20 protein-coding genes, 1 tRNA gene and 1 pseudogene are annotated in these 24,060 nt (G+C 65.2%); 10 read left to right on the top strand and 12 right to left on the bottom strand.

Annotated features, from left to right (window positions below):
• Positions 1 to 22 precede the first annotated feature (22 nt).
• The 4 genes from RhoFasB10_RS24165 (at position 23) to RhoFasB10_RS24150 (ending at position 6,011) form a co-directional block, all read left to right on the top strand.
• A complete protein-coding gene (locus RhoFasB10_RS24165; protein WP_167679000.1) occupies positions 23 to 4,192 on the top strand; it encodes a bifunctional nitrate reductase/sulfite reductase flavoprotein subunit alpha in 4,170 nt (1,389 codons plus the stop codon).
• Positions 4,193 to 4,341: 149 nt separating this feature from the next.
• On the top strand, positions 4,342 to 5,253 hold the full coding sequence (locus tag RhoFasB10_RS24160; protein WP_167678998.1) for a TIGR03619 family F420-dependent LLM class oxidoreductase: 912 nt from the start codon (positions 4,342 to 4,344) through the stop codon (positions 5,251 to 5,253).
• Between the two features lie 64 nt (positions 5,254 to 5,317).
• Positions 5,318 to 5,599, top strand: a complete 282-nt coding sequence (locus RhoFasB10_RS24155; RefSeq protein ID WP_167678996.1) for a hypothetical protein — start codon at positions 5,318 to 5,320, stop codon at positions 5,597 to 5,599.
• 19 nt (positions 5,600 to 5,618) lie between these two features.
• Positions 5,619 to 6,011 (top strand): VOC family protein, encoded by a 393-nt coding sequence (locus RhoFasB10_RS24150; protein ID WP_167678994.1) that lies wholly within the window; start codon positions 5,619 to 5,621, stop codon positions 6,009 to 6,011.
• Positions 6,012 to 6,018: 7 nt separating this feature from the next.
• On the opposite strand, the gene RhoFasB10_RS24145 is transcribed toward RhoFasB10_RS24150, so the two are convergent.
• Together RhoFasB10_RS24145 and RhoFasB10_RS24140 are read right to left on the bottom strand one after the other, a co-directional pair.
• Positions 6,019 to 7,479: an aldehyde dehydrogenase family protein gene (locus RhoFasB10_RS24145; protein ID WP_167678992.1), complete on the bottom strand. Its 1,461-nt coding sequence runs from the start codon at positions 7,477 to 7,479 to the stop codon at positions 6,019 to 6,021.
• A gap of 40 nt (positions 7,480 to 7,519) precedes the next feature.
• Positions 7,520 to 8,074: a CbrC family protein gene (locus RhoFasB10_RS24140; RefSeq protein WP_068420475.1), complete on the bottom strand. Its 555-nt coding sequence runs from the start codon at positions 8,072 to 8,074 to the stop codon at positions 7,520 to 7,522.
• Positions 8,075 to 8,158: 84 nt separating this feature from the next.
• Here RhoFasB10_RS24140 and RhoFasB10_RS24135 point away from each other — a divergent pair, with 84 nt between their 5' ends.
• The 4 genes from RhoFasB10_RS24135 to RhoFasB10_RS24120 all read left to right on the top strand — a co-directional run bounded on the left by RhoFasB10_RS24135 (position 8,159) and on the right by RhoFasB10_RS24120 (position 12,563).
• Complete coding sequence (locus RhoFasB10_RS24135; RefSeq protein WP_206031308.1) at positions 8,159 to 8,557, top strand: ASCH domain-containing protein; 399 nt, start codon at positions 8,159 to 8,161, stop codon at positions 8,555 to 8,557.
• Between the two features lie 151 nt (positions 8,558 to 8,708).
• Complete coding sequence (locus tag RhoFasB10_RS24130) at positions 8,709 to 9,083, top strand: hypothetical protein (RefSeq protein WP_167678989.1); 375 nt, start codon at positions 8,709 to 8,711, stop codon at positions 9,081 to 9,083.
• Between the two features lie 152 nt (positions 9,084 to 9,235).
• Complete coding sequence (locus RhoFasB10_RS24125) at positions 9,236 to 10,507, top strand: sensor domain-containing diguanylate cyclase (protein WP_167678987.1); 1,272 nt, start codon at positions 9,236 to 9,238, stop codon at positions 10,505 to 10,507.
• A gap of 259 nt (positions 10,508 to 10,766) precedes the next feature.
• Positions 10,767 to 12,563, top strand: coding sequence for an alkyl sulfatase dimerization domain-containing protein (locus tag RhoFasB10_RS24120; RefSeq protein ID WP_068420471.1), 1,797 nt, complete (start codon positions 10,767 to 10,769; stop codon positions 12,561 to 12,563).
• A 250-nt stretch (positions 12,564 to 12,813) separates the two neighbouring features.
• Here the strand turns inward: RhoFasB10_RS24120 and RhoFasB10_RS24115 are convergent.
• The 3 genes and pseudogenes from RhoFasB10_RS24115 to RhoFasB10_RS24105 all read right to left on the bottom strand — a co-directional run.
• Positions 12,814 to 13,074, bottom strand: a pseudogene (locus RhoFasB10_RS24115) (SulP family inorganic anion transporter); the annotation flags it as partial.
• Positions 13,075 to 13,113: 39 nt separating this feature from the next.
• On the bottom strand, positions 13,114 to 13,776 hold the full coding sequence (locus RhoFasB10_RS24110) for a GAP family protein (RefSeq protein WP_068420465.1): 663 nt from the start codon (positions 13,774 to 13,776) through the stop codon (positions 13,114 to 13,116).
• 325 nt (positions 13,777 to 14,101) lie between these two features.
• Positions 14,102 to 14,174, bottom strand: a tRNA-Asn gene (locus RhoFasB10_RS24105).
• Between the two features lie 161 nt (positions 14,175 to 14,335).
• Between RhoFasB10_RS24105 and RhoFasB10_RS24100 the strand changes: the two genes are divergently transcribed.
• Entirely contained in the window at positions 14,336 to 14,584 is a 249-nt protein-coding gene (locus tag RhoFasB10_RS24100; protein ID WP_167679008.1) for a hypothetical protein, read from the top strand.
• Here the strand turns inward: RhoFasB10_RS24100 and dnaG are convergent.
• From dnaG to RhoFasB10_RS24065, 7 genes are all read right to left on the bottom strand, one after another.
• On the bottom strand, positions 14,581 to 16,506 hold the full coding sequence (dnaG, locus tag RhoFasB10_RS24095) for a DNA primase (protein ID WP_114332130.1): 1,926 nt from the start codon (positions 16,504 to 16,506) through the stop codon (positions 14,581 to 14,583). The two genes, RhoFasB10_RS24100 and dnaG, sit on opposite strands and share 4 nt — an antisense overlap.
• Positions 16,507 to 16,537: 31 nt before the next feature.
• A complete protein-coding gene (locus RhoFasB10_RS24090; protein ID WP_167678985.1) occupies positions 16,538 to 17,815 on the bottom strand; it encodes a deoxyguanosinetriphosphate triphosphohydrolase in 1,278 nt (425 codons plus the stop codon).
• Positions 17,812 to 18,420, bottom strand: a complete 609-nt coding sequence (locus tag RhoFasB10_RS24085) for a YdcF family protein (protein WP_254303370.1) — start codon at positions 18,418 to 18,420, stop codon at positions 17,812 to 17,814. Before RhoFasB10_RS24085 ends, RhoFasB10_RS24090 begins: the two co-directional genes overlap by 4 nt.
• A gap of 166 nt (positions 18,421 to 18,586) precedes the next feature.
• Positions 18,587 to 19,195, bottom strand: a complete 609-nt coding sequence (locus tag RhoFasB10_RS24080; RefSeq protein WP_068420457.1) for a response regulator transcription factor — start codon at positions 19,193 to 19,195, stop codon at positions 18,587 to 18,589.
• Entirely contained in the window at positions 19,192 to 20,310 is a 1,119-nt protein-coding gene (locus RhoFasB10_RS24075) for a histidine kinase (RefSeq protein ID WP_206031307.1), read from the bottom strand. The genes RhoFasB10_RS24080 and RhoFasB10_RS24075 overlap by 4 nt, the downstream gene beginning before the upstream one ends.
• Positions 20,311 to 20,332: 22 nt before the next feature.
• Complete coding sequence (locus RhoFasB10_RS24070; protein ID WP_167678981.1) at positions 20,333 to 21,115, bottom strand: ABC transporter permease; 783 nt, start codon at positions 21,113 to 21,115, stop codon at positions 20,333 to 20,335.
• Positions 21,112 to 22,023 (bottom strand): ABC transporter ATP-binding protein, encoded by a 912-nt coding sequence (locus RhoFasB10_RS24065; protein WP_167678979.1) that lies wholly within the window; start codon positions 22,021 to 22,023, stop codon positions 21,112 to 21,114. The genes RhoFasB10_RS24070 and RhoFasB10_RS24065 overlap by 4 nt, the downstream gene beginning before the upstream one ends.
• Positions 22,024 to 22,136: 113 nt before the next feature.
• Here RhoFasB10_RS24065 and RhoFasB10_RS24060 point away from each other — a divergent pair.
• Positions 22,137 to 24,060, top strand: a 1,924-nt coding sequence (locus RhoFasB10_RS24060) for a TPM domain-containing protein (RefSeq protein WP_167678977.1), incomplete at its 3' end; no start/stop codon positions are given.

Below are 24,060 nucleotides of genomic sequence, written 5' to 3'. Positions count from 1 at the left end.
GGAGGGCGTGACGGAGACAGGCGTGGCAACCGGAGTGGTCGAGCCCGGCGTGGACACGGTGAAGACAGTGTGCGCGTATTGCGGCGTGGGATGCGGAATCACCCTGCAGATCGGTCGACCCTCCGATTCCGAGCTCCGCGTGATTCATAAGTCGGTCGGCGATACGGCACATCCCGCGAACTTCGGACGCTTGTGCACCAAGGGCTCGACCACCGCGGACATGCTGGCAGCCCCGGGACGCCTGACCACAGCGCGCGTGCGACTCGACCGCGGCGACGACCCCGTCGACGCCGACGTCGTCGACACCATCAAGAAAACGGCACAGAAGCTGCGTGCGCTGATCGACGAGCACGGACCCGACTCGTTCGCGATGTACGTGTCCGGACAGATGTCCTTCGAGGCTCAGTATCTGACGAACAAGCTGACCAAGGGCTACATCGGCACCAACCAGATCGAGTCCAATTCGCGGCTCTGCATGGCCAGTGCAGGCACCGGCTACAAGCAGTCGCTGGGGTCCGACGGGCCGCCCGGATCGTACGAGGATTTCGACCACGCGGACGTCTTCTTCGTCTCCGGTGCGAACATGGCCGACTGCCATCCCATCCTGTTCCTCCGCATGATGGATCGCGTCAAGCAGGGCGCCAAACTGATCGTCGTCGACCCGCGTCGTAACGCGACCGCCGACAAAGCTCACCTGCATCTGCCGATCGCGCCTGGCACCGATCTCGACCTGCTCAACGGTCTGCTGCATCTCCTCGTCGCCGGAGGACACACCGATCCGGAATTCATCGCGGAGTTCACCGACGGCTGGGACGGCATGGAGGATTTTCTCGCCGACTACACGCCGGCTGCGGTCAGTGCCAGGACAGGAATCGCCGAAGACGATCTGCGGACCGCCGCACGATGGATCGGCGAGGCCGGCAACTGGATGAGCTGCTGGACGATGGGCCTGAACCAGTCCACCCACGGCACGTGGAACACGAACGCACTGATCAACCTGCATCTTGCGACCGGCGCGATCTGCCGGACGGGCAGCGGACCGTTCTCGCTCACCGGCCAGCCGAACGCCATGGGTGGCCGCGAGATGGGCTACATGGGCCCCGGACTTCCGGGCCAGCGCAGCGTCCTCGTCGACGACGACCGCGCCTTCACCGAGGAACAGTGGAACCTCCCGCCGGGCACGCTGCGCACCGACGTCGGTGGCGGCACCGTCGACATGTTCGCCAAGATGGCCGACGGCGACATCAAGGCATGCTGGATCATCTGCACCAATCCCGTTGCGTCCGTGGCGAATCGCAAAACCGTCATCGCGGGCCTCGAACGTGCGGAACTCGTCGTGACGCAGGATGCATTCGACGACACCGAAACCGGCGGATACGCCGACGTGGTTCTGCCTGCAGCGTTGTGGACCGAGTCCGACGGCGTGATGATCAACTCCGAACGGAACATGACGCTCTTCCGCACGGCAACGGATGCGCCGGGACAGGCGATGCCCGACTGGAAGATCATCGCGATGATGGCGTCGGAACTCGGATACGCCGACGCGTTCGACTACGCGAGCGCCGAGGACGTGTTCGAAGAAATCAAACGCTTCTCGAATCCCAAGACCGGGTACGACATTCGGGGCGTGACCTACGAACGTCTCGCGCGGACGCCGCTGCAGTGGCCGTGCCCGCCCGACGACGACCGCGACCGCCACCCCATCCGCTATCTGAACGATGGCGTCAGCCAGACGCTGCGGACCCTCGAGGACGGCAGCGTGCCCCGCTTATCCTTCCCGACGCCGACCGGGCGCGCGCAGTTCTTCGCGCGTCCGTCGATGACACCCGCCGAGATGCCCGACGACGACTACCCGTTCCTGCTGAACACCGGTCGGCTGCAACATCAGTGGCACACGATGACGAAGACGGGCAAGGTCGCGAAGCTCACCAAGCTGAACCCCGAGCCGTTCGTCGAAATTCATCCACTCGACGCGGAAAGGATCAAGTGCGTGACTGGCGACCGCATCGAGGTCGCGTCGCGTCGTGGCCGGGCCGTGTTGCCTGCGCGCGTCAGTGACCGGGTCCGCCCGGGCGACTGTTTCGCACCGTTCCATTGGAACGACTCGTTCGGCGAGTACCTGGCGATCAACGCCGTCACCAACGACGCCGTCGACCCGTACTCGCAGCAGCCGGAGTTCAAGGTGTGCGCGGTGACACTGACGAAAGTAGCTGGGCACCAGGCACACGACGCAGCATCCACCCAGAATGCAGTGTCCACCGAGAACACAGTGTCCGCCGAGAACACAGGGGGAACGATGTCTCCGATCGATGCCCTCGCACAGCTTGTCGGCGACCATTCGGGGCCGGACCTGCCCTTGCCCCTGATCGAACAACGGTATGTCGCAGGGTTGTTGGCGGGCTTACGCTCCGACGGGTCGGCGGCCGGAGTCCCGACGTTGCCGACGGCCTCTCCCCTGTCGCCGGAGACGCACGCGTGGTTGAGCGGGCTGCTGGCCGGCGTCTACTCTCGGGCCGACGTCTCCTCCCCCGGCTCGGCTGTAGCCGAGACCGGCGTGATCTCCGAGACCGCTCCGGTTCTGGTGCTGTGGGCGTCACAGACCGGGAATGCCGAAGAGTTCGCGTCGTCCTGCGTAGCCGCACTCGATTCCGCCGGATTCATCGTGAAAAGCCATGTCATGGACGATTTTTCAGCGTCCGACCTGACACGATACCGTGACGTTCTGCTCGTCAGCAGCACCACCGGCGACGGCGACGCACCGGACAACGGCGCTGCGTTCCTGGACGGGCTGACCGGCGACGACGCGCCCGACCTGTCGGGAATTCGGTTCGCCGTCCTCGGGTTCGGCGACTCGAACTACGACGACTTCTGCGGCAACGCCCGGCGACTCGAAAGCCGGTTCGTCGACCTCGGAGCGGAGCGCCTGGTCGGCCGGGTCGATTGCGAGCCGGACTACGACGAGGCGGCCTCGGTCTGGCTCGACCGCGTCCTGGCGAAGCTGGGCTCGTCCGACAGTCGGGCCGTCGCCGATTCTGCCGTGCCCGTCGCGCCCAACGCACCGAAACTCGTTGCGACCTATGGAAAGAAGTCACCACTGCCGACCGCACTGGTCCGCAACACACGGATCAGCGCCCCCGGATCCGCGAAAGATGTGCGCCAGTTCGGATTTCACCTTCCCGAGGGCACGGTGAGCTACGAGGCAGGTGATGCGCTCGGAGTGTGGCCCCGCAACAGCGACGCCCTGGTGGACGAGTGGCTGGATCTGACGAAATTGGACGGTGAGACCGTCGTCGACCTGGCCGGACACGACTCGATGCCGCTGCGGACCGCGCTGCGTCACCGCCTCGAAATCGCGAAAGCTACTCCCGCCCTGCTGAAGTTCGTGCATTCTCGAACCAGAGACGCCGACCTGGAACGGTTGTTGTTGCCCGAGAACAAGAGTGCGCTGTCCGATTGGACCTGGGGTCGCCAGTCGGTGGATGTACTCACCCACCTGCCCGTCCGAGCAGGTATCGACGAGTGGTTGGAGGTGCTGAGTCCGCTTCAGCCGCGGCTGTATTCGATCTCGTCGAGCCCGAAGGTCGATCCCGACGAGGTGCAGCTGACGGTGTCGACGGTCCGCTACAACGTGCATGGCGTGCCGCGGCGCGGAGTCTGCTCGACGTACCTCGCCGACCACGCCGAGGACGAGGACGTGGGCATCTTTGTACAGAAGTCGACACACTTCAAACCACCGGAGGACCCGACGGCACCGATGATCATGATCGGCCCCGGCACGGGCGTCGCGCCGTTCCGTGCTTTTCTCCACGAGCGTCGCGCTCTCGGACACACCGGCCCGAACTGGTTGTTCTTCGGTGAGCAGCACGCCGCGACCGATTTCTACTACCGCGACGAACTGACGGCCATGGTCGACGACGGCTTTCTCACCCGCCTCGATCTGGCGTTCTCCCGCGATCAGAGCTCCAAGATCTACGTGCAGGACCGCATGGCCGAGCACGGCGCCGAGTTGTGGCGCTGGATGCAGCAGGGCGCGAACTTCTACGTGTGCGGCGACGCGTCGAGAATGGCCAAGGACGTCGACGGCGCGTTGAAAGGCATCGTCGCGCAGCACGGGAAATTGGCCCCGGCCAGTGCGGATGCCTACGTGAAGGCCCTGGCGGCGGAGAAACGATACGTGCGCGACGTCTACTGAGTCGGGTACGAAACCTGTCGACGGGCGCTGGGGTCGTAGGATCCACGCGAGGTGTGAGCCACCCGGCAATTAAGCCGACTCCAACCGGACGGCAAGCATCGGCGAGCACTCTTTCTCGTGACACCTCGTACACGAGAGAGAGGTCCACGATGGACATCGGAATCTGCCTACCCCAGCTCGGATCGCAGAGCGGCGGTACCCGCGTCGCCGAGTTCGCCTACACCGCAGAGAAACTCGGCTACCGATCGCTGTGGGTCGGCGACCGCGTCCTGACGCCGTTGCAACCGACGGACCTCTATCCGCTCGGCGGCACCCCGGAACATCCGTATCCGCCGGAGTTCACTGCGGCGCTCGATCCGTTGCTCACGTTGACGGCCGCCGCGGTTGCGACGAGCGCCGTCCGACTGGGTACCAGCACCGTGAACGCGACGTGGCACAACCCTCTCCTGCTGGCACGTGCGGTGACGAGCCTGGATCTGATCTCGAACGGTCGCCTGGTCCTCGGACTCGGCCTGGGGTGGATGCGCGACGAGTACCACGCCGTCGGTGTTCCGTGGACCGGCAAGTCCGAGCGGTTCGACGAGACACTCGACGTGCTGCATACGTTGTGGACCGAGAATCCCGTCGAACATCACGGTCCGTTGTTCGACATTCCGACGTCCGCCGTCGATCTTCGGCCCGCACAGGCGGGTGGCCCACCGGTTCTGCTGGCTGGATTCTCGGAGGCGTCGATGCGACGGATCGGTCGGCGCGCGCAGGGATGGGTGAATTCGTCGGACATGCCCGCGGAATACGCCGCCTATCTGTGGTCGATCGCGCGTTCGGCTGCCGTCGACGCAGGACGTGACCCCGATGCGCTGCGTCGCGAGACCCGAGTCAACATCGCTGAAGGTCGAAGCATCGACAGCCTCGTCGCGGTCGTCGAGTCGTTGGCAGCGGACGGCGTCGACGGCGCGTTCGTCGACCTGCACTATTCGACCCGCTCCGTCGACGAAGCAACCGACCTCGCCGCGCGTATCGCGGAGCGTCTCGGACTCGCGAGTGCGGCCGTGCCTGCGTGACGCTGCACCGGCCCGGGGCAACACACCACCCGTAGACCTCGGTCGGCGTGGTTGACTTCTTCCCATGTCCCAGGAGATCGAACACACCGAGGACGGGCGGTACATCATCGTCAAGGGCCGGCGTTGGCGTGCAACCGATCCCGCGATTCCCGAAGACCGAGGCGCTGAACTCAGATCGATCCTGATGGCGTGGCGACGGGAAGTGAAGCGTACTGGCGGCGCACCCGAATCCAGAGCTGGTGTGCAGGCCACGAAAGTGGCGCTCGGAGAACGTGGCACGCCGTGGTGGGAACAATCCGACGACGAGCGCCGACAACGATGGGAAGCTGATGTGCCGCGGCCCTGAAGACTCCGAAGGAGACACGATGGACATGAAGCTCGAACTGGTTCCGATCGCCGTGAAAGACGTCGACCTGGCGAAGGAGTTCTACACCGAACAGATGGGCTTCGTCGCCGACGTCGATGTACAGCCCGCCCCGGGCAAACGCGTCGTACAGCTGACGCCGCCCGGTTCGGCCTGCTCCATCGGCATCGGTACCGGGCTGCCTGCGTACGACATGCCGCCCGGGTCGACGAAGGGGTTGCACCTCGTCGTCGAGAACATCGAGTCGACGCGTGCGGAGTTGATCGAGCGGGGTGTCCACGTCGAGGAGATCCAGGACGTCGGTGGCGGAGTGAAGTATGCGGCATTCGCCGACCCGGACGACAACACCTGGACATTGCAGGAGATGGCCTGGCGTACCGGCAAAAAGTTCTGACCCCGCGTCAGATCGCGTACTGCCGTCGGGAGTGTTGTACCCCGATCCAGTGGTCGGTGGTGAATTCGTCGATCGCCCAATCGCCACCGAATCGGCCTATGCCTGAGTTCTTTTCACCGCCGAAGGCCGTGTTGGGTTCGTCATTGATCGTGGTGTCGTTGACGTGTGTCATTCCGGCGTCGATCCGGGCCGCGACGCGCACCCCTCGGTCCACGTCGCGGGTGAAGACCGCGCTGGACAGTCCGTACTCGGTGTCGTTGGCGAGTGCGACGGCGTCCTCCTCGTCTCGGGCGCGGATGACGGTCGCGACCGGACCGAAGACCTCTTCCGCAGCGGTCGCCACCTCGTTCGTGCCGAGCACGAGGTGGGGCCCGAGTACCCGCTGGGCCGGTCCGGATCGTGCGCCGCGCACGCGCACTTCCGCACCATCGGCTTCGGCGCGCGAGATCTTGTCCAGTATCGAGTCGACCTGCGAATCGTTGATGATCGGCCCGATCTGCGTCGACGGGTCGGACGGATCGCCGACGGTCAGCGCGCGCACTCGATCGGTCAGACGGTCCACGACCTCGTCGTGCACGCTGTCGACCGCGATGATGCGGTTCGTCGCCATACACACCTGGCCCTGATGAAAGAAGGAACCGAAGATCGCCGCGTCCACCGCCGCCTCGAGGTCCGCGTCGCCCAGGACGAGAAGCGGCCCGTTGCCACCGAGTTCGAGAGACATCTTCGTCAGCGGGGCAGACTCGGCAATCCCCTTGCCCACCGGCGTCGACCCGGTGAACGACACGAGTCGAGTGGTCGGATGTTGCGCTACGGCGTCGCCGATCTCGCTGCTCTTTCCGACGACGACCGACAGTACGCCGCTCGGAAGTCCTGCCTCCTCCAGGATCTTGGCCAGGAGAAGCCCACCGGTCACCGGGGTATCGCTGGCGGGTTTGAGGACGACGGCATTTCCGAGCGCGAGCGCAGGCGCGACCGAACGGTTCGACAGCTGCATCGGGAAGTTCCACGGGCTGATGACGGTGACCACGCCCAGCGGCTGTCGGTAGACCCGGTTTTCCTTTCCGTCGATCAACGCGGCGGGCAGAATGCGTCCGGCGGAACGCGTCGGATAGCTCGCGGCTTCGAGCATCACCGCGCGGACGGCGAGCCATTCCCACTCCGCCCGCGGCCTGATGCCTCCTGCTTCACGGATCAGCCAGTCGACGATCTCGTCCTTGCGCGCATCCATCACCTGGGCGGCACGGAAGAAGACCTCGGCCCGCTCGGTCGGCAGCGTGGCAGCCCAGTCACGTTGGGCGTGAGCAGCAGCGCGAAACGCGTCGTCGACGTCGTCCGCGTTCGCGAGCGGGAGGGAAGTCAGGGTCTCGTCGGAATAGGGGTTCACGTCGTCGGAGACCTCGCCGTAGCTGCCCGCCCGCCACGTCCCGGCGATGGGCATGGTGTCGAATCCGGTGTATGCAGTCATGTTGTTCGGGTGCCCGATCGGTCGACAGGCAAACCGCGGGTCAGCTCGCGTCGACGTGCAGGCGGTGCGCACCGCAAGACAGGCACCGGAACAGGTACCCCGCCAGGTCGCCCTCTCGTTCGAGGAAGGAGCGCACGACCGTCGTGTCGTAGCCGGTGCCGCCGTTCACATCAGCGGCGAAATCGTGTTCGTGCAGGTAGTTCTGAAGGTCGTCAGCGCCGACATCGCCCACGAACGCGCATGGACGCCCACAATGGGACTTCCATTGCTCCTGCTGCCACGTCGGGTACGACGGTGTCCGCTCGGAGACTTCACGCGATTCGTCGACGTCGATGGTGATCGGTTCGTCGGGCGACGACGGAACCCCCTCGATCCCGAGCCAGTCGTTGAACTCACCTCCGAACGTGCGCGCGGCGGTTCCGTCGGCGACGCACCACGGGCACAGGTAGTCGACCTCGTCGACGCAGTAGAACGAGCCACGGTACTTCAGTTCGCGTTCCCGGCCGCACGCATCGCACTTCCCCGATTCGTTCACGAAGTAACCGAGTTCGTATGCGCGAGGGTTGAATCGGAAGTTCGGAAGGTCGGCAGTCACGCATCGATTATGACTGCGTACGTCCGTCTACTGTTGCACGATGGTCCAGTCGGTCGAGCCCGACTGTCGCGCAGAGCAAGGAGCATGATGTTTCCGAGGATCGACGGTCTCCGCGTCATGGAGATCGGAACACCGGGTGCGAGTCGCGACGGGCTCACGTCGCTGATTCGGCAGGGACTCAAACGCGGCACGGCGGGGCTGCGGTCCGAGTACGACGCCGAGGGCGAAGAACTGGAACATGTCGGCGAACGCATGGTCCTCGTCGACAGCAGTGGTCGCGGTATCGGTTACTTGACGATCTCTGCAGTCGTGGTGACCACCTTCGGTGCAGTCACGTGGGAGTTCGCACAATCCGAGGGCGAAGGCGACGCAGACATCGAGCAGTGGCGAGAGAGTCACCGTCGATACTTCGCGCGCGCACATGGATTCGACGTGGCCGATTCGACACCTGTCGTCTGCGTGTCGTTCGAGTACAGCCCCTGAACGCACGTGTGCGGCGTGGAACCACACCCAGGGTTACATCGTCGCCCCCACGCGGGTCGACGAACGTCCCCCTCGGGGGTGTTATCGGGCACCGACTTTCCGGCAAAAGTAGAGCTCGTCCGAAACACACCCCGATTACAGGAGTCCCGCAATGTCCACGATCACCACCCGCACCGCAGCCGCAACCGCAATCGGCGTCGCCCTCGGGTTCGGTGTCGCATTCGCGCAAAGTTCCACTGCCGCAGCAACACCTGCGCATGCCGGCGCGCCGCAGACCCCGGAGACAGTGCACGTCCGCGACCGCATCGGTTGCGCGAATGCCTGGCCCATGGTGGCATGCGACGCCCCGGACGAGGACGTACCCGAACAGATCGAACTGTACGAGCCGGGCACGTCACTCACCCAGCCCGGCGGCGTCGACCTCATGGGACCCGCCAGCACTCCCGTCCACGCCGCGAGCTATCCCCTCGAGCCCGACGACGGCGCGATCTCCCACCCGCTCGACCCGGACATGCCGTGGATGTGACGTGCCGACCCCACACACGACGTCCGATCCGGTCCGAACGCCGGGCAAGCCGGATATCTTTCGGTCAGGACGCCTGTAACGACCCCGGAACCGGTGTCGACGTGCACACTGAGGATTCTTACCGGTCGGGGTGATGGGTACGAGGTAAAGCGATGGACGAGACCACACCGGCCGCCCCGGGTGTGTCGCAGATCGACCCCGACGGTCCGACAATCGGCATCACCCGATTCCATGTCGGTACCCGGACAATGACCTGGGACGCCCGGGCCGCCGCGCTGTTCGACGACACCGGGGACCGGCCACCGTTCGAGATCTGGGCCGAGCGCGTCCACCCGGACGATCACGACGTCGTCGCCGACCTGTACCGGGACGCGTTGGCCTCCATCGGCGCCGAATGCGTCTACCGCATCCGCCGCCCCAACGGCGAGATTCGCTACGTCCTCACGCGTAGCGTCGCCATCGAACCCGGCTCCTGGGGCGGTCCGGACGTGCTCACCGGAGTCGTTCTGGAATTGGACCCGGAATTGGGTCGCGAAGCGTTGCTCACCCACGTTCTCGACAACGTCACGCTCGGGTTCGTCATCCTGGGCCGTGACATGACCGTCCGCTACATCAACGCGCAGAGCGAGAAGCATCTGGGCGTTCGCCGAAGCCACGTCCTCGGCCACCACATTCACCACGTACTTCCGGCGTTGAAGGACACCTATCTCGATTACCTGCACCGAGAAGTCCTCCGCACCGAAGGGGAGGTGACACTGCGCACCGAGTCGATCTACCTTCCCGGCACCACGATGGAAGTGACCGCCACCTGCGTCGACGACGTCGTTGCCATCAGCTATCGCGATGTCACCGAGGAAACGCGGGCGCATTCGAGCACGATCGAGGCATATCGAGAACTACTCATCCGATCCCGGCTCGACGACCTCACCGGTGTCCTGAATAGGGCCGCCCTGTTCGAGCGGATCGCCCGAATCTCCGACGAGCTATCGGTCCCGGATGCGTTGTTGTTCATCGACGTCGACGACTTCAAAACCATCAACGACACGTACGGACACATCACCGGCGATCTCGTGCTCCGTACGACCGCGCAACGTCTGTCCGCGGAATGCGATTCTTCGATGGTGATCGGCCGGATCGGTGGCGACGAATTCGTCGTCGCCCTGTTCCCGCGCACCGAACTCGGAAGTCCCACTGCTGCAACCGATGTGGCCGACCGGATGCACCGGTCCTCAGCGGCGCCGATTTTCACCGCCAGCGGCGAGATCGGCGTCTCCATCTCCATCGGTATCGCACAGAACCACGCCGGATGCGCAGTCGAGGAATTGCTGTCGAGCGCGGACGACGCGCTCTACCGGGCCAAGAAAGACCACCACCCATCCGATCCGGTGACACCGATCCGGCCTGTTCGACGCCGGCCGCGGTAGCCCGCAAATCGAAATCCACTGGGGACCGTCTTCACTTGATTCGCGACGTGGCCGCCTATCCGCTCGCAGACCTCGAGCACGCAACACTCACCCGTAACGGGCGAGGTCGTCATCTCTCTGTGGGTGCATGCTGTCAATCGGAACAGATCGCGGTCACCGATTCGCGACGGCATGCAGCATCTCGTCCGCCAACCCGGATTGGGTTATCGATGCCCGTTGGTCGACACCTTTGCAATCCTGTGTCCACCGAGGAGGATCGATGTCCGCCGATTTCGCCGACCGCACCGATTTCGCCAACGCCAACCGTGGTCTGATCGACGTTCTGGACCCCGCTCGAGTTCGCACTCCAGACGGCCGGATGGTCTACGACGCTGCGAATTTCGAGGCCGCGACGGCGGGAGAATGCCCCGACACCGTCAATCCGAGCTTGTGGCGGCAAGCGCAGCTCACCGCCATCCACGGACTGTTCGAGGTCACGAACGGGATCTACCAAATTCGTGGTTACGACCTGTCCAACATGACCCTCGTCGAAGGTGACACCGGTGTCATCGTCATCGACCCCTTGGTGTCGGCCGAATGTGCATCCGCAGGCCTCGCGCTCTACCGCCGACATCGTGGAGACCGCCCGGTGACCGCCGTCATCTACACCCATTCGCACATCGATCATTTCGGTGGTGTGCTCGGCGTCGTCGACGCCGACACCACGGTGCCGATCGTGGCGCCCGAGCATTTTCTCGAGCACGCAGTCTCGGAAAACGTATATGCCGGGAACGCCATGCTGCGCCGGGGGATGTATCACACCGGAGTCGTACTTCCGGTGGGCGCAACCGGAACACTGGGCGCTGGGCTCGGGCCCAGCACATCGACTGGAACTGTCGGCCTCCTCGCCCCTACGCTGGACATCACGCACACCGGGCAAACCGAAACCCTCGATGGCGTTCGTATCACCTTCCAGGTCACGCCCGGCACCGAAGCGCCGTCGGAGATGAACTTCTGCTTCCCCGACCACCGAGCTCTGTGTCTTGCAGAGAACGCCACGCACAACCTGCACAATCTGCTGACACTGCGAGGCGCGGAAGTTCGCGACGCACGCAACTGGTCGAGATACCTCGCCGAAGCAATAGAACTATTCGCCTACGACTGCGACGTCGCGTTCGCCTCGCACCACTGGCCGACCTGGGGCACCACCGAGCTCGTCACATTCCTCACCGAGCAGCGAGACCTGTACGCCTACCTGCACGATCAGACATTGCGGCTACTCAACGATGGTTTGGTCGGAACCGAGATAGCCGAAGACTTCTCGATGCCGCCCGCACTCGACGCCGCATGGCACACCCACGGGTACTACGGATCGGTCAGCCACAACGTCAAAGCGATCTATCAGCGCTATATCGGCTGGTACGACGGCAACCCCGCGCACCTATGGCAACACCCACCGCAGGCGGCGGGCGCACGCTACGTCCGTGCGCTCGGAGGCATCGATGTAGCGGTGGCGCGAGCGAAGGAGTTCGCCGACGAAGGCGACCTTCGCTTCGCGGCCGAACTTGCCGCCCACGCGGTGTTCGCCGAGCCAGACCACGCTGAGGCCAAGGGGGTACTCGAGAGCGTGCTGACACGCCTGGGATACGGCTCCGAATGCGCAACCTGGCGCAATAACTTTCTCGTCGGCGCGGACGAGGTGAACGGATCGAACCACCCAGCGGAAGTCAGCGCAGCTGGAATGGCGGCAGCTCTCACCATCACGCAGGTGTTCGACAGTATCGCCATCCGCATCGATGGCCCGAAAGCTTGGGACACAACGATTTCGATCCGTTGGCATTTCACGGACGTCGATGAAATCTATCGAATGGAACTGCACAACGGCGCCCTCATCCACTACCCGACACGTCGAACGGACCCAGCCGACCTCACGGTCACGCTGACGAAGCCGCAACTACTCGGCCTACTCGCAGGCCACGACACCGAGGCCACCATGGACGGCGACACTTCGACCATCAAACGAATTACCGACCTGACCACCCGACCCGACACCTCTTTCTCGATCGTCACACCATGAGCACGAGCATGCATCGCTGGTGCGGATCCCTGATGCAGGACGCCCGAGCCGTCGAGTCTTGGAACGTCGACGCCGTTCGATGCGGCCGTCACTGAGTGCACGGGGGGTCCTCCGCCGACAAGGCGTCGGCGATCGACACGAACACCGGTAGTGGATCTCCTTCTCCGGTGGTTACGAGAACGTCGCGAAATTGTCCGGTGTCACGGGCGATGCGGAACGCAAGGCCCCTGCGCTCCAGTTCGTTTCGTAACGCCGACAGCGCGGCGGTCGCGGACATCGGCCCCACGATCAGGTGTCGCGAACTACCCGCTGCCGCATAGAGAATGAGGGCGGGGACCGCCGCATACAGTCCGACGACAGGCGGAACGCCCGCGATGGTTGCGTAGGCCAATGCTTCTGGGACCAGGACAGCCCACACCGTGAGACCGGCGAGAATATCCGGACGCAGAAAACGAGCCCGATATCCGAACAACGAGGAGAACACGATGTGACGGGGGTAGTGGTTGCTCATCGACCTATCGAGTCCCCTCACGAGTTCTTGCGCTGCGGGTCAGAACAACCCGCCTATGCCTTTCCCGATCAAGACCACCGAAATCACCAGAATCAGAACGCTCATGACGGCGGTATTGTTCGTTTCCAACCATTCTTTGAGCGATGCCAGTGTGGGCGCCATCCGCTGTGCTGCAGCGTGATACGCGATGACGGGTACCGTTACTGTCGAAGCGGCGAGGACGGTGAAAACGGCGACTGCGGTGATGGTCTCCCCGGTGCCATTCGCGCCGCCGCCGATGGTGATGCCTGCAGCGATGCACATCAGTACGTTCTTCGGGTTGATTGCGGCGAGTGCGAAACCAACGCCGGCCCCTTTGCCCGCAGTCATGTCGTCGATCGCAGCCATCCATTTGGGTGCCTCGTGCCGGGCTGCACGCGAGCGCCACTGACGAACACCGAGTGCGAGTAGGAACGCGCCGAGGATGAGCTTGATCCACGACGCCGTCGTGGACGGTTCGTCGTCCGGCCCGGTTGCAGCGCCGCCAGCGACGGCGAAAATTGTAGTTACGACGATGATCCCGACAACCCATCCAACTGCGAAGCCGATACTGGTACTGCCAGCTCGTTTTCCGAGCAGCATCAGAATCGCCGCGATGATCGGAATCGGAGATATCGCTACCCCCACTGCCAGTGGCAGAAGCTCTCCGATGACCGTTCCCATGGTGCGGTCTCCGTTCAGGAAAGAGAATCGTCGGCTCAGTAGACGGTAGAAGCGGCTCCGCCGAGTGACTTCATCTGTTGCGGGTGAGGTCCGGCCTTCGAAGTGACTCAGTGCGACAGTCGCCGCATCTCGATCACCGTGAGGCCCAGGGTGTCGAACTGACCCGCTATTCCCGACGCGTGGGCTCGGCGGCCCCGGCCACGCGAAATCTACCCTCCTTTTGTGCGCTTTCACGCCCCCCGGACCGCACAACAGGAGGGTAAATTTCCGAACGGCACCGGAACGCGAAAAACCCCCACCCAGTGAACTGGATGGGGGCTCAGCGCTCCCCCGGCTGGACTCGAACCAGCAACCGTCCGATTAACAGTCGGAAGCTCTGCCAATTGAGCTACAGGGGATTACTCCGTGGCTTCGCACTCTCGTGCGGCCGAGAGAAACAATAGCGCACACCCCCATGGAAGTACCAAATCGCCCCCGTCAGGCAGGATGGACAGCACGTGAGAACGGGTATGGCGTGTGGAGCCTGCGGACGACCTGCCGGACATAGAGGAGGACAGTGATGATTCGTGTGGTTCTGGCTGCCGGGGCAGCGTATGTACTCGGAGCCAAGGCGGGGCGTGGTCGCTACGAGCAGATTCGCAAGACCGCGGCCGCCGTGGCGGGCAGTCCGGCGACGAAGAAGGTCATCGAGGTGATCCGCCAGAAGTTGTCCGACTCGCTGAACACGCAACCGAGGCTCGAGCCGATGAAACCCATCGACGACGAGACCCAGCTGTACATCCCCCAGGATCAGTTGCGTAAGGGCTAGCCGGCGGCGGAGTCGTCCTCGACGTTGCCGATGGCCTGCTCCAGCAGACTCCGTCGGTACTGTTCGAGGGCGATGACGTCCCCGAGCAGCGCGTAGTACTCGTCCTGATTGTCGGCCGGTGACATGCGCTGCATCTTCGACTTCAGTTCGGCGACCTGTTCACCCACCCACACCTCTTGCAGACGCGCGAGCACTCCGCCGATGTAGCGGGTGAGCGCCGCGTCGGCCACGTTGATGTTCTCGACTGCGAGTTCCATCACCAGCGACTGCACGACGGGTCCGTCGGCCTGCTTCGCGACGGCGTCGACCCATGCTCCCCCACCCAACCCGGCCGCGGTACCGCCCGCGGCGGCGACAGCGGCACTGACGGCCGCGTACGCGGGGTGTGTGAACGTCTCCGGCGGCAACGAATCGAACACCGACCCCGCGATCGCCGGATGCTGCAGCACCGACTTGAGCGCGTCGCGCTGCGGCCACAGGACCGGGTCTTTCGGGTGCGGTCGCGCAGGACCCGACGCGACCTCCGGCTCGTTTCGGGGCTTCTCGAACGGCGCCCGTTTGCCTCGGGCATCCCCGCCGCGCGCACCCTTCTTGGCCTCGTCCCGCACGCGCTTCAGCACCATCGCGGTGTCGTCCCACCCGGCCCAGCCGGCGAGCTGGCGTGCGTACTCGTCTCGCAGCGACGCGTCCTTGATGCGTGCGACGACCGGAACCGTGCGACGCAACGCTTCGACGCGTCCCTCGGGCGTGTCCAGATCATGTTCGCTCAGAAGCGATTTGACGACGAACGCGAACATCGGAGTCCGACGCGCAACGAGATCGCGCACCGCGCCGTCACCGGACTTCTGCCGTAACTCGCACGGGTCCATGCCCTCCGGCGCGATGGCGACGAAGGTCTGTCCGGCGATCTTCTGGTCACCCTCGAACGCCTTCATCGCGGCGGCTTGACCGGCGGCGTCGCCGTCGAACGTGTAGATGACCTCGCCACGAAAGTAGCTGTCGTCCATCATGAGTCGTCGCAGCATGGCGAGGTGGTCCTCACCGAACGCCGTGCCGCACGACGCGACTGCGGTCTTCACGCCGGCGAGATGCATCGCCATGACGTCGGTGTAGCCCTCGACGATGACGGCCTGATGCGACTTCGCGATCTCCTTGCGCGCGAGATCGAGGCCGAACAACACCTGAGACTTCTTGTACAGCATGGTTTCCGGCGTGTTGATGTACTTGCCGGGCATGGTGTCGTCGTCGAACAGCTTGCGCGCACCGAAGCCGATGACGTCGCCGCTCTGGCTGCGGATCGGCCAGACGAGCCGTCGACGGAATCGGTCGATGGGTGTTCCGCGCTTGCCCGGCGTCGCCAGGCCGGCGTCGATGATCTCCTTGGCCTCGAAGCCTCGACCGAGCAGATGCTTGGTGAGCGTGTCCCAGCCGTCGGGCGCATACCCGCAGCCGTACGTCAAAGCCGCCTGGCCGTCGAAGTTGCGCTCGGTGAGATAGTCACGGGCGGTCTGCGCATCCGGTTCACGCAGCCGCGCTGCGTAGAACTCCTGCGCGGCGGTGTTCGCAGCTATCAGACGCGCCCGCGTGCCTCGGTCACGTTGGACCGAGGTTCCTCCGCCCTCGTAATTGATCGAGTAGTTCAGTCGATCCGCGAGTTGCTCGACGGCCTCGACGAACGAGATGTGTTCGATCTTCTGGAGGAAGGAGTAGGCGTCGCCGCCCTCGCCGCAGCCGAAGCAGTGAAAGTGCCCGTGATTCGGCCGCACGTGGAAGGACGGCGACTTCTCGTCGTGAAAGGGACACAGCCCCTTCATCGAGTCGCCGCCCGCGCGCTTGAGCGAGACGTAGTCACCGACGACGTCTTCGATCCGTGTGCGTTCGCGAATGGCGGCTATGTCACGTTCAGGAATTCGGCCGGCCACGCACGGCAGTCTAGTACTTCCTGCGGTCGGCTCAGCCCCAGCTGGCTTGAGCTCCCAGGCTGCGCTTGTCGACCAGCTCGAGCCGACTCTCGGTGTAAGACGCGATCTGATCGACGACCACGCGTGTCCGTTCGCCGTCGCTTCCCGCCGCATTCCACGCGGGAACCAGGATCGGGTCCAATTCGGCGGGCGCAGAGCGTAACAACCACTCGGCGACGCGGTGAATCCGGTCACGTTGGCGTCCTTGGCGCACTTTGTGACTCGCGTCGGACATCACGTAGCGCAGCGCCATCGTCTTCAGCAGCGCGACCTCGGACGCGACGACCGCGGGGATCTCCAGATCGGCGTCGTACCGCGACAGCGGATCGGTCCCCCACTTGACCCGGGTGGCGTCGATCGCAGCGGTCGCGAAGCGACCGACCAGTTCACTCGTCAAATGCTTCAGCGCGACCGATGCGGCGAGCGTTCCGTCGTACGTTCCGACCGCGACGACGACGGGCATGCGGGACAGTCTGTCGGCCGCCTCGATCAACTCTCCGGCGTCGAGACCGCGAAACTCGCGGACACCCAGTTCGGCCAACTCGCGCTGAGCTGTCGGATCGCCCAAGGCTCGCAGATCGATGCGGGCATCGATGACGCCGTCCTCGACGTCGTGCACCGAGTAGGCGACGTCGTCGGCCCAGTCCATCGACTGCGCTTCCAGGCATCGCCGACGGTTGGGCGCGCCGTCGCGCACCCAGTCGAGAATCGGCTTGTCGTCGTCGTACGCCCCGAATTTCGCACCGGGCGACGGCCGAAGCCAGGGGTACTTGATGGCTGCGTCGAGCGAGGCGCGCGTGAGGTTCAGCCCGACGCTCCTGCCGTCGTCGCCCAGCACCTTCGGTTCGAGTCCGGTGAGGATGCGCAGGTTCTGGGCGTTGCCCTCGAAGCCACCGCAGTCGGCGGCGATCTCGTCGAGCGCCCTCTCACCGTTGTGGCCGTAGGGCGGGTGGCCGATGTCGTGCGCAAGCCCTGCGAGGTCGACCAGGTCGGGGTCCGCGCCGAGACCTTCGCCGATGCTGCGGCCGATCTGCGCGACCTCGAGCGAATGGGTCAACCGTGTACGTGGGGTGTCGCCGTCGCGTGGGCCGGTGACCTGGGTCTTGTCGGCAAGTCGCCGGAGCGCCGCGCAATGCAGCACGCGGGCGCGATCACGGGCGAACGCGCTGCGGTGCGACGCGTTCTCATGGGTCGCGTCGAGCCCGGCTGTCTTCGGCGCCTCGGCGACGAAGCGCTCGTAGTCGTGTTCGCTGTAGGAGCTCAAGTTCACTGGCCTGCCGTGTAGGAGAAGTCCGCATTGAAGTGCGTCAGTTGGTACCAGAGCAACGCGCCGGTCTCGCGAGCGATTCCGTGCGCCTGCGACTCGCGGGTGTAGACGGCAGGGCCGGTACGCGTCGGCGACGTCCATGCGTCGAGGCCTGCGTCGCGGGCCATCGTGCGCGTGCGCAGCGAATGCCAGGGGTCACTGACCAGTACGACGGACGATTTGCCCTGCGCGAGCAGCGTCTGGCTGACGGCCTCGATGCTCTCGAGCGTGTCCGAGCCCTCCTCGACCGCGATCACGCGATCGGCCGGGACACCCTGCTCGATGAGATAGTTCCGACCCGACGCAGCTTCGGTGTACAGGTCGCCTTCCTGCTTGCCGCCGACGGTGACGACCTCGGGCGCGACGCCCTGCTCGAACAGGTCTGCAGCCTGGGACAGTCGCGCTTCGAACACGCTCGACGGTGTCCCCGAGTACTGAGCCGCGCCGAGCACGACGATCGCGTCGGCGGCGGTGTTGTCGTCGATCCGGGCCACTTGCCACACGCGGAAGGCGGTACCACCGACGACGAGCAGACCGATCAGCACGACGCCCAGCAAGAGCCGTGACACCCACCGTCCGAGCGTGCCGAAGAAGCCGAGCCGCGTGGGCTCGGGATCCGGCGGACCGTACGGGTCGCCGTAATGATCTCCGTACGGATCACGGTCGAGAGTCGAGTTCACCCCTCGAGTTTGCCAGCCACGCCGGCGAGCGCGACACGACGACACGCAGACCGGGTCACAGCCACCCGCGGCTCTCGGCCACTCGAATGGCCTCGGCACGCGTCGTCGTACCCGTTTTTCCGATCGCCGAGGACAGATGGTTGCGCACGGTTCCTTCGGACAGATGCAGCGCCGCGGCGACGCGAGCAGCTGTGCCACCGGCCGCGGCTTCGCGCAGAACATCCCGCTCACGGGCGGTCAGCGGCGAGACGCCGTCGGTGAGGGTTTCCGTCGCCAACGTCGGGTCCACAACGCGCAAGCCCATGTGGACGCGTCGGACGGCGTCGGCGAGCTGGCGGGCGGGAGTGTCCTTGACGACGAATCCATCGGCGCCCGCATCGATGGCACGTCGCAGATATCCGGGCCTGCCGAAGGTGGTGACGATCATCACCCGACACGACGGCACCGCCCGACGCAAGGCTGCAGTCGCGGCGATCCCGTCGAGACCCGGCATCTCCACGTCGAGCAACGCGACATCGGGTAGATGCCGGGCGGCGGCAGCCACGACTTCGTCTCCTCGGCCGACTTCCGCGACGACCTCGAGATCGGACTCCAGGTCGAGCAGGGCGGCCAGCGCCCCGCGCACGAGCGCCTGATCGTCGGCGAGCATCAGACGAATACTCATGGGCACTCCACCTCGAGACTGAACCCACCCGCCGCCGATCGGCCGACGGACAGCGACCCCTGTGCCGCGCGGACGCGATCGGCCAAGCCGCGCAACCCGTTTCCGTCCTCCCCCGAGCGACCGGTCATGCCGGAACCGTCGTCGGAAATTTCGATGCGCGTCGCACCGAGGACAATGGTGCACCGCTCGGCGCCGCTGTGCCGAATCACGTTGGTGACGGCCTCGCGCAACGTCCATCCGAACAGTTCGCGGTTACGCAGCGGCACGACGTCGGCGTCGGCTGGTAGATCGGGTTCGATTCCCGCGGTCGCCAGTGCAGAACGCGCACTGGCCAATTCGGTGGCGATGTCGACCTTGCGCAAGCCTCCGACGGTCGACCGGACGTCGCTCAACGCCTCACGGGCGAGCGACTCCACCTGCCCGATCTCGACGGCAGCACGGGCAGGGTCGATATCGATCAACCGCCCGGCCAGTTCTGCTTTGACCGTGATGACGGTCAGCGAATGGCCGAGGATGTCGTGCACGTCGCGGCCGACGCGTTCCCGCTCGGCGACGATCGCCAGGTCTGCGAGTTGCTGACGCGCAGCGGCAAGTTCGTGATTGCGCTTGAACACCTGCGTGATCCCCCAGGCGGCGACCGCACTGATCACGAGTTGGAACGCGAAGAACGTGCCGGGATTCCATTCGGGGACGAGGCGGGGAACGATCTCGACGACGGCGACCATCACGGCAACCGTCGTCCAGGCCTGTCTGCTGGGCAGCGTCATGACGGCGAGGACGGCCATGTAGATCGTCGCGCCGAACGCCTGGGTACCCACCATTACCGCGAGAGCAACGACGAGAGCGCCCATCACGCCGAGTCCTGCCCACGCGTAGCTCGACCGAATTCGTCGGTGAGCTCGATTCGCGTTGCGGAAACCCCAGAACGTCGCGACGAACGTGGCACCGAACGCGATGATCACGAGCGTCGCGAGCACCTTCTGCCACACGTCCGGCAGTGAAAGAGCTTCTCCGAGTGGGTAAGCGAGGTAGAACAGCCAGATCATGCCGAAAGCCCAGCCGAAACGGGACATCCGACCCACGTTCTCGGATGCCTCCGTCTCGGCTGGTGTCATGGTGCTCACGGTAGTACCGGCCTCAGACACGCCGAGTGTCGCGTCGGAACAACATCGCGGCGCCGACGACGAACACCGCAGCCCACACGACCAGGTTCACCGCGGCGATCGCGAGCGTGCCGGACGACGGTTCCGTGAACGGCGCGCGGGCGACGGTCGCGAGTCCGTACAGCGGGGTGAACCTCGCGAGAATCGGGAACCAGCCGTTGTCGGCGAGCGGAACGAACAACCCGCCCGCGAATGCGAGCACCGCAAGCACGGGTCCGAGTACCTGCATGACGTTCTCCGACGGCAGCAGGTATCCCATGAACAGCCCGAACGCGGCGAACACCGAGCTGCCGAGCCACGCGATGACTCCCGTCGACAACCACACCCACAGCGGCATGTCCGCCCCGAACGCGGCCGCAACGGCGAACACGACGACCACCGACGCCAGTCCCATCGTCATCGCGATTAACATCTTCGTGACGATGTAGGCGACAGGACGCAGCGGGGTCAGTCGCAGTTGTCTACTCCAGCCCTGTGCACGTTCGACCGACACCATCGCTCCCCCGCTCGTCGCGGCGAGCATCGCACCGTAGACCGCCATGCTGATCGCGACGAACGCCGTGACGTTGCCGTTCGCGAACGCGTAGTTGCTCGTGTAGTCGGACTGCGTCCCGAAGATCACGAAGAACACCGGCGGCATCACCAACGTGAACACGACGGTCCGTCGATTGCGGATCAGGCGTGTGATCTCCAGGCCGAGGAACGTCAAGCTGAAACCGCCCAGCGGCAACGTCTTTCGAGATGCAAGCGTGGTCATGTCCAGCTCCCTACGAGGTCGGCGGAACGATCGGTGGTCAGTGCGAGGAACGCGTCCTCGAGATTCCTGGAAACGATTTCGAGATCGGTCGCGCCGACGTCCAGCAAGTACCGCGCGACGGCATCGGAGTTCCGTCCGTGGACGAGTACGCGGTCCCCGCGCGTCTCCACCTTGTCGACGCCGGGCAGCTGCAGGACCGCGGATCGATCGATGCCCGGTGCGGTCGCGGTGACCGTGCGGCCCGATGCGAGATTCTTGACCTCGGCTGCACTGCCGTCGGCGACGATCCGGCCATGGCGCAGCAGCACGATCCGGTCCGCATACGCGTCGGCCTCGTCCAGGTAGTGGGTAGCGAACAGAACGGTTCGGCCGCGGCGGGCGTCGTGACGGATCGCATCCCAGTAGTCGCGTCGGCCTTCGACGTCCATGCCGGTCGTGGGCTCGTCGAGAACGAGCAGGTCCGGTTCCGGCAGCAACGCCAGCGCGAATTTCAGACGCTGCTGCTGGCCGCCCGAACATTTCCCGACGCGTCTGCCGCCGATATCCGCGATGCCTGCCCGCTCGAGCACGTCGTCGACGGGTTGGGTTAGAGGAAACAGCGCTGCGGTGAGACGCACCGTCTCGCGCACGGTCAGGTCACGGATCAGCCCACCGGACTGCATGACGGCGGCGACGCGTCCCGCGCTGATCGCGTCGGCCGGGGAGGTCCCGAAGACTTGGGCGCTGCCGGCGTCCGGGGTCGCGAGACCGAGCATCATGTCGATGGTCGTCGTCTTGCCTGCGCCGTTCGGACCGAGGAACGCGACCACTTCCCCGGGTTCGACGCGCAAGCTGACGTCGGCGACAGCCTGCACGGACCCGTACGACTTGTTCAGATGCTCGAGAAGCACTGCTGGTGTCGTTGTCATGAGAACAACTCTGCTGTCGATGCAGGCCCGGAGCCTCGTTCGAGCGTCACGACCCTGGCATGACAACTGTCACGACTCCGCCCGGAACGACCGTCCCGGTAGATTCTTCTCCCATGGCAGTCCGGCGCTTCTTCGCAGTCAGTGTCCTCACGACGATTCTCGGATTCGCAGCGTTGCTGGGTGCCGCGGCACCGGCGTCGGCCGACCGACCGTCCCGGCTCGCGGGTCAGATCACCGACACCGTACAAGCTCTCGACGACGGTCAGATTGCCGACGTGCAGGCTGCGATCGACGACCTGTACGACTCCGATCGTGTCCGGTTGTGGGTGGTCTACGTCGCCGACTTCGACGACACCGATCCATCGGCGTGGGCACAGGCGACGGCTCAGGCCAGCAGCTTCGGCGATCGCGACGTCCTGCTCGCAGTCGCGACCGTCGACCGTTCCTACAGCATGTGGGTCCCCACCGGGCTGACCGAGATCACCGACGCCGAGATCACGGAGATGCAGACGGACAACATCGAACCCGCTCTGCGCGAGGAGGACTGGGCAGGGGCGGCGATCGTCACGGCCGGCTCCCTCTCCGACGCCTATTCGTCCTCCGGATCCGGTGGATCTGCGACTCCGTGGCTCATCGGCGCGGGTGCGGTCGTCGTCGCCGGTGGCGGTGCCGTCGCCTATTCGTCGCGACGGAAGAAGAAGCACCAGCAGGCAAGCATCGAGGCCGCGGAACGAATCGACCCCACCGACACCGCTGCACTGTCGGCTCTGCCGCTCGACGTGCTCGACGCGCGGGCTCACTCCATGCTCGTCGAGACCGACAACGCGGTACGGGCCAGCGAAGAAGAACTCGCGATCGCGCGATCGGAGTTCGGCGACACGACGGCGGCCCCGTTCATCACCGCGTTCGAGGAGGCGAAGAAGGCGCTCGGCGCCGCGTTCGAAGTTCGCCAGCGTCTCGACGACGCGATTCCCGAAACCCCGGATCAGCGCCGTTCGATGCTGATCCAGATCATCTCGTCGTGCGGCCGGGCCGATCACGAACTCGACTCTCGCGTGGCCGAATTCGAGCAGATGCGTGACTTGCTGATCAACGCGGGGTCGACGCTCGACTCGCTGACGCAGGCGGTCGTCGCGCTGACCGTCCGTGTGCCCGAATCGGAGGCGGTGCTGGCTCGGTTGCACACCGAATTCGCCGAACCGGCCCTCGCATCGATCTCGTCGAACATCGTGATGGCCCGCGAGGACATCGAACTGGCCGAGCGCAACATCGAGGTGGGCCGTGCAGCAGCCGCGAAACCCGCAGGCCAACAGGGCGAACTCGTCTCCGCCGTGCGCACGGCAGAGAAAGCCGTCGACCAGGCGCGGTCGTTGCTCGACGCAGTCGACCACGCGCAGAACGACATTCGGAACGCCATCGCGACGCTGCCAGCGGCGATCGAGGACGTGCGACGCGACATCGCGAACGCGGCCACGCTGACCGAGCACGGCGGTCAGGAACTGCAGACCGCCCGCGCCGCGGCCGAGGAGGCGCTACGGAGCGCGGTGGCGTCGCAGTCCGCCGATCCGCTGGGCAGCTTCAACCGACTCGTGGAGGCGGATCGGCATCTCGACGCCGTGATCGACTCCGCGACCGAAGCCAAGACGCAGGAGGACCTTCTTCGCGCTCGGCTGCAGCGGGACCTCGGCGGCGCACAATCCCAGATCACCGCCGCCAAGGACTACATCTCGACCCGGCGTGGTGGTGTCGGCGCCACTGCCAGGACACATCTCGCCGAAGCCGAACGGCACTTCGACGCGGCACGGCACCTCGAGGCGTCGGATCCCGCCACGGCACTCCAACATGCCCAAGCTGCAGCACAATTGGCGTCGCGGGCGTCGCAGCAGGCACAGGCCGACGTCCGGGACTGGGAAGACAGCCGACGCCCGCGCGGAGGATCCGGGGGCGGTACCGCAGGTGCTGTCCTCGGCGGCATCCTCATCGACAGCGTGCTCCGCGGCAGCCGTGGGGGCGGCGGTTTCGGGGGCGGATTCGGCG

The organism is Rhodococcus sp. B10 (assembly GCF_011770055.1).
Lineage (GTDB): Bacteria > Actinomycetota > Actinomycetes > Mycobacteriales > Mycobacteriaceae > Rhodococcoides > Rhodococcoides kyotonensis_B.
Note: the sequence above shows the minus strand (reverse complement) of the source record. Positions and strands in the feature narration are given on the sequence as shown.

Excerpts from the sequence above, each read along its gene's own strand:
- RhoFasB10_RS24100 (WP_167679008.1), top strand. The coding sequence starts at position 14,336 with ATGATTCGTGTGGTTCTGGCTGCCGGGGCAGCGTATGTACTCGGAGCC.
- RhoFasB10_RS24130 (WP_167678989.1), top strand. The coding sequence starts at position 8,709 with ATGTCCACGATCACCACCCGCACCGCAGCCGCAACCGCAATCGGCGTC.
- RhoFasB10_RS24120 (WP_068420471.1), top strand. The coding sequence starts at position 10,767 with ATGTCCGCCGATTTCGCCGACCGCACCGATTTCGCCAACGCCAACCGT.
- RhoFasB10_RS24160 (WP_167678998.1), top strand. The coding sequence starts at position 4,342 with ATGGACATCGGAATCTGCCTACCCCAGCTCGGATCGCAGAGCGGCGGT.
- RhoFasB10_RS24070 (WP_167678981.1), bottom strand. The coding sequence starts at position 21,115 with ATGACCACGCTTGCATCTCGAAAGACGTTGCCGCTGGGCGGTTTCAGC.
- RhoFasB10_RS24125 (WP_167678987.1), top strand. The coding sequence starts at position 9,236 with ATGGACGAGACCACACCGGCCGCCCCGGGTGTGTCGCAGATCGACCCC.
- RhoFasB10_RS24150 (WP_167678994.1), top strand. The coding sequence starts at position 5,619 with ATGGACATGAAGCTCGAACTGGTTCCGATCGCCGTGAAAGACGTCGAC.
- RhoFasB10_RS24110 (WP_068420465.1), bottom strand. The coding sequence starts at position 13,776 with ATGGGAACGGTCATCGGAGAGCTTCTGCCACTGGCAGTGGGGGTAGCG.
- RhoFasB10_RS24065 (WP_167678979.1), bottom strand. The coding sequence starts at position 22,023 with ATGACAACGACACCAGCAGTGCTTCTCGAGCATCTGAACAAGTCGTAC.
- RhoFasB10_RS24155 (WP_167678996.1), top strand. The coding sequence starts at position 5,318 with ATGTCCCAGGAGATCGAACACACCGAGGACGGGCGGTACATCATCGTC.
- RhoFasB10_RS24135 (WP_206031308.1), top strand. The coding sequence starts at position 8,159 with ATGATGTTTCCGAGGATCGACGGTCTCCGCGTCATGGAGATCGGAACA.
- RhoFasB10_RS24145 (WP_167678992.1), bottom strand. The coding sequence starts at position 7,479 with ATGACTGCATACACCGGATTCGACACCATGCCCATCGCCGGGACGTGG.
- RhoFasB10_RS24080 (WP_068420457.1), bottom strand. The coding sequence starts at position 19,195 with ATGAGTATTCGTCTGATGCTCGCCGACGATCAGGCGCTCGTGCGCGGG.
- RhoFasB10_RS24075 (WP_206031307.1), bottom strand. The coding sequence starts at position 20,310 with ATGACACCAGCCGAGACGGAGGCATCCGAGAACGTGGGTCGGATGTCC.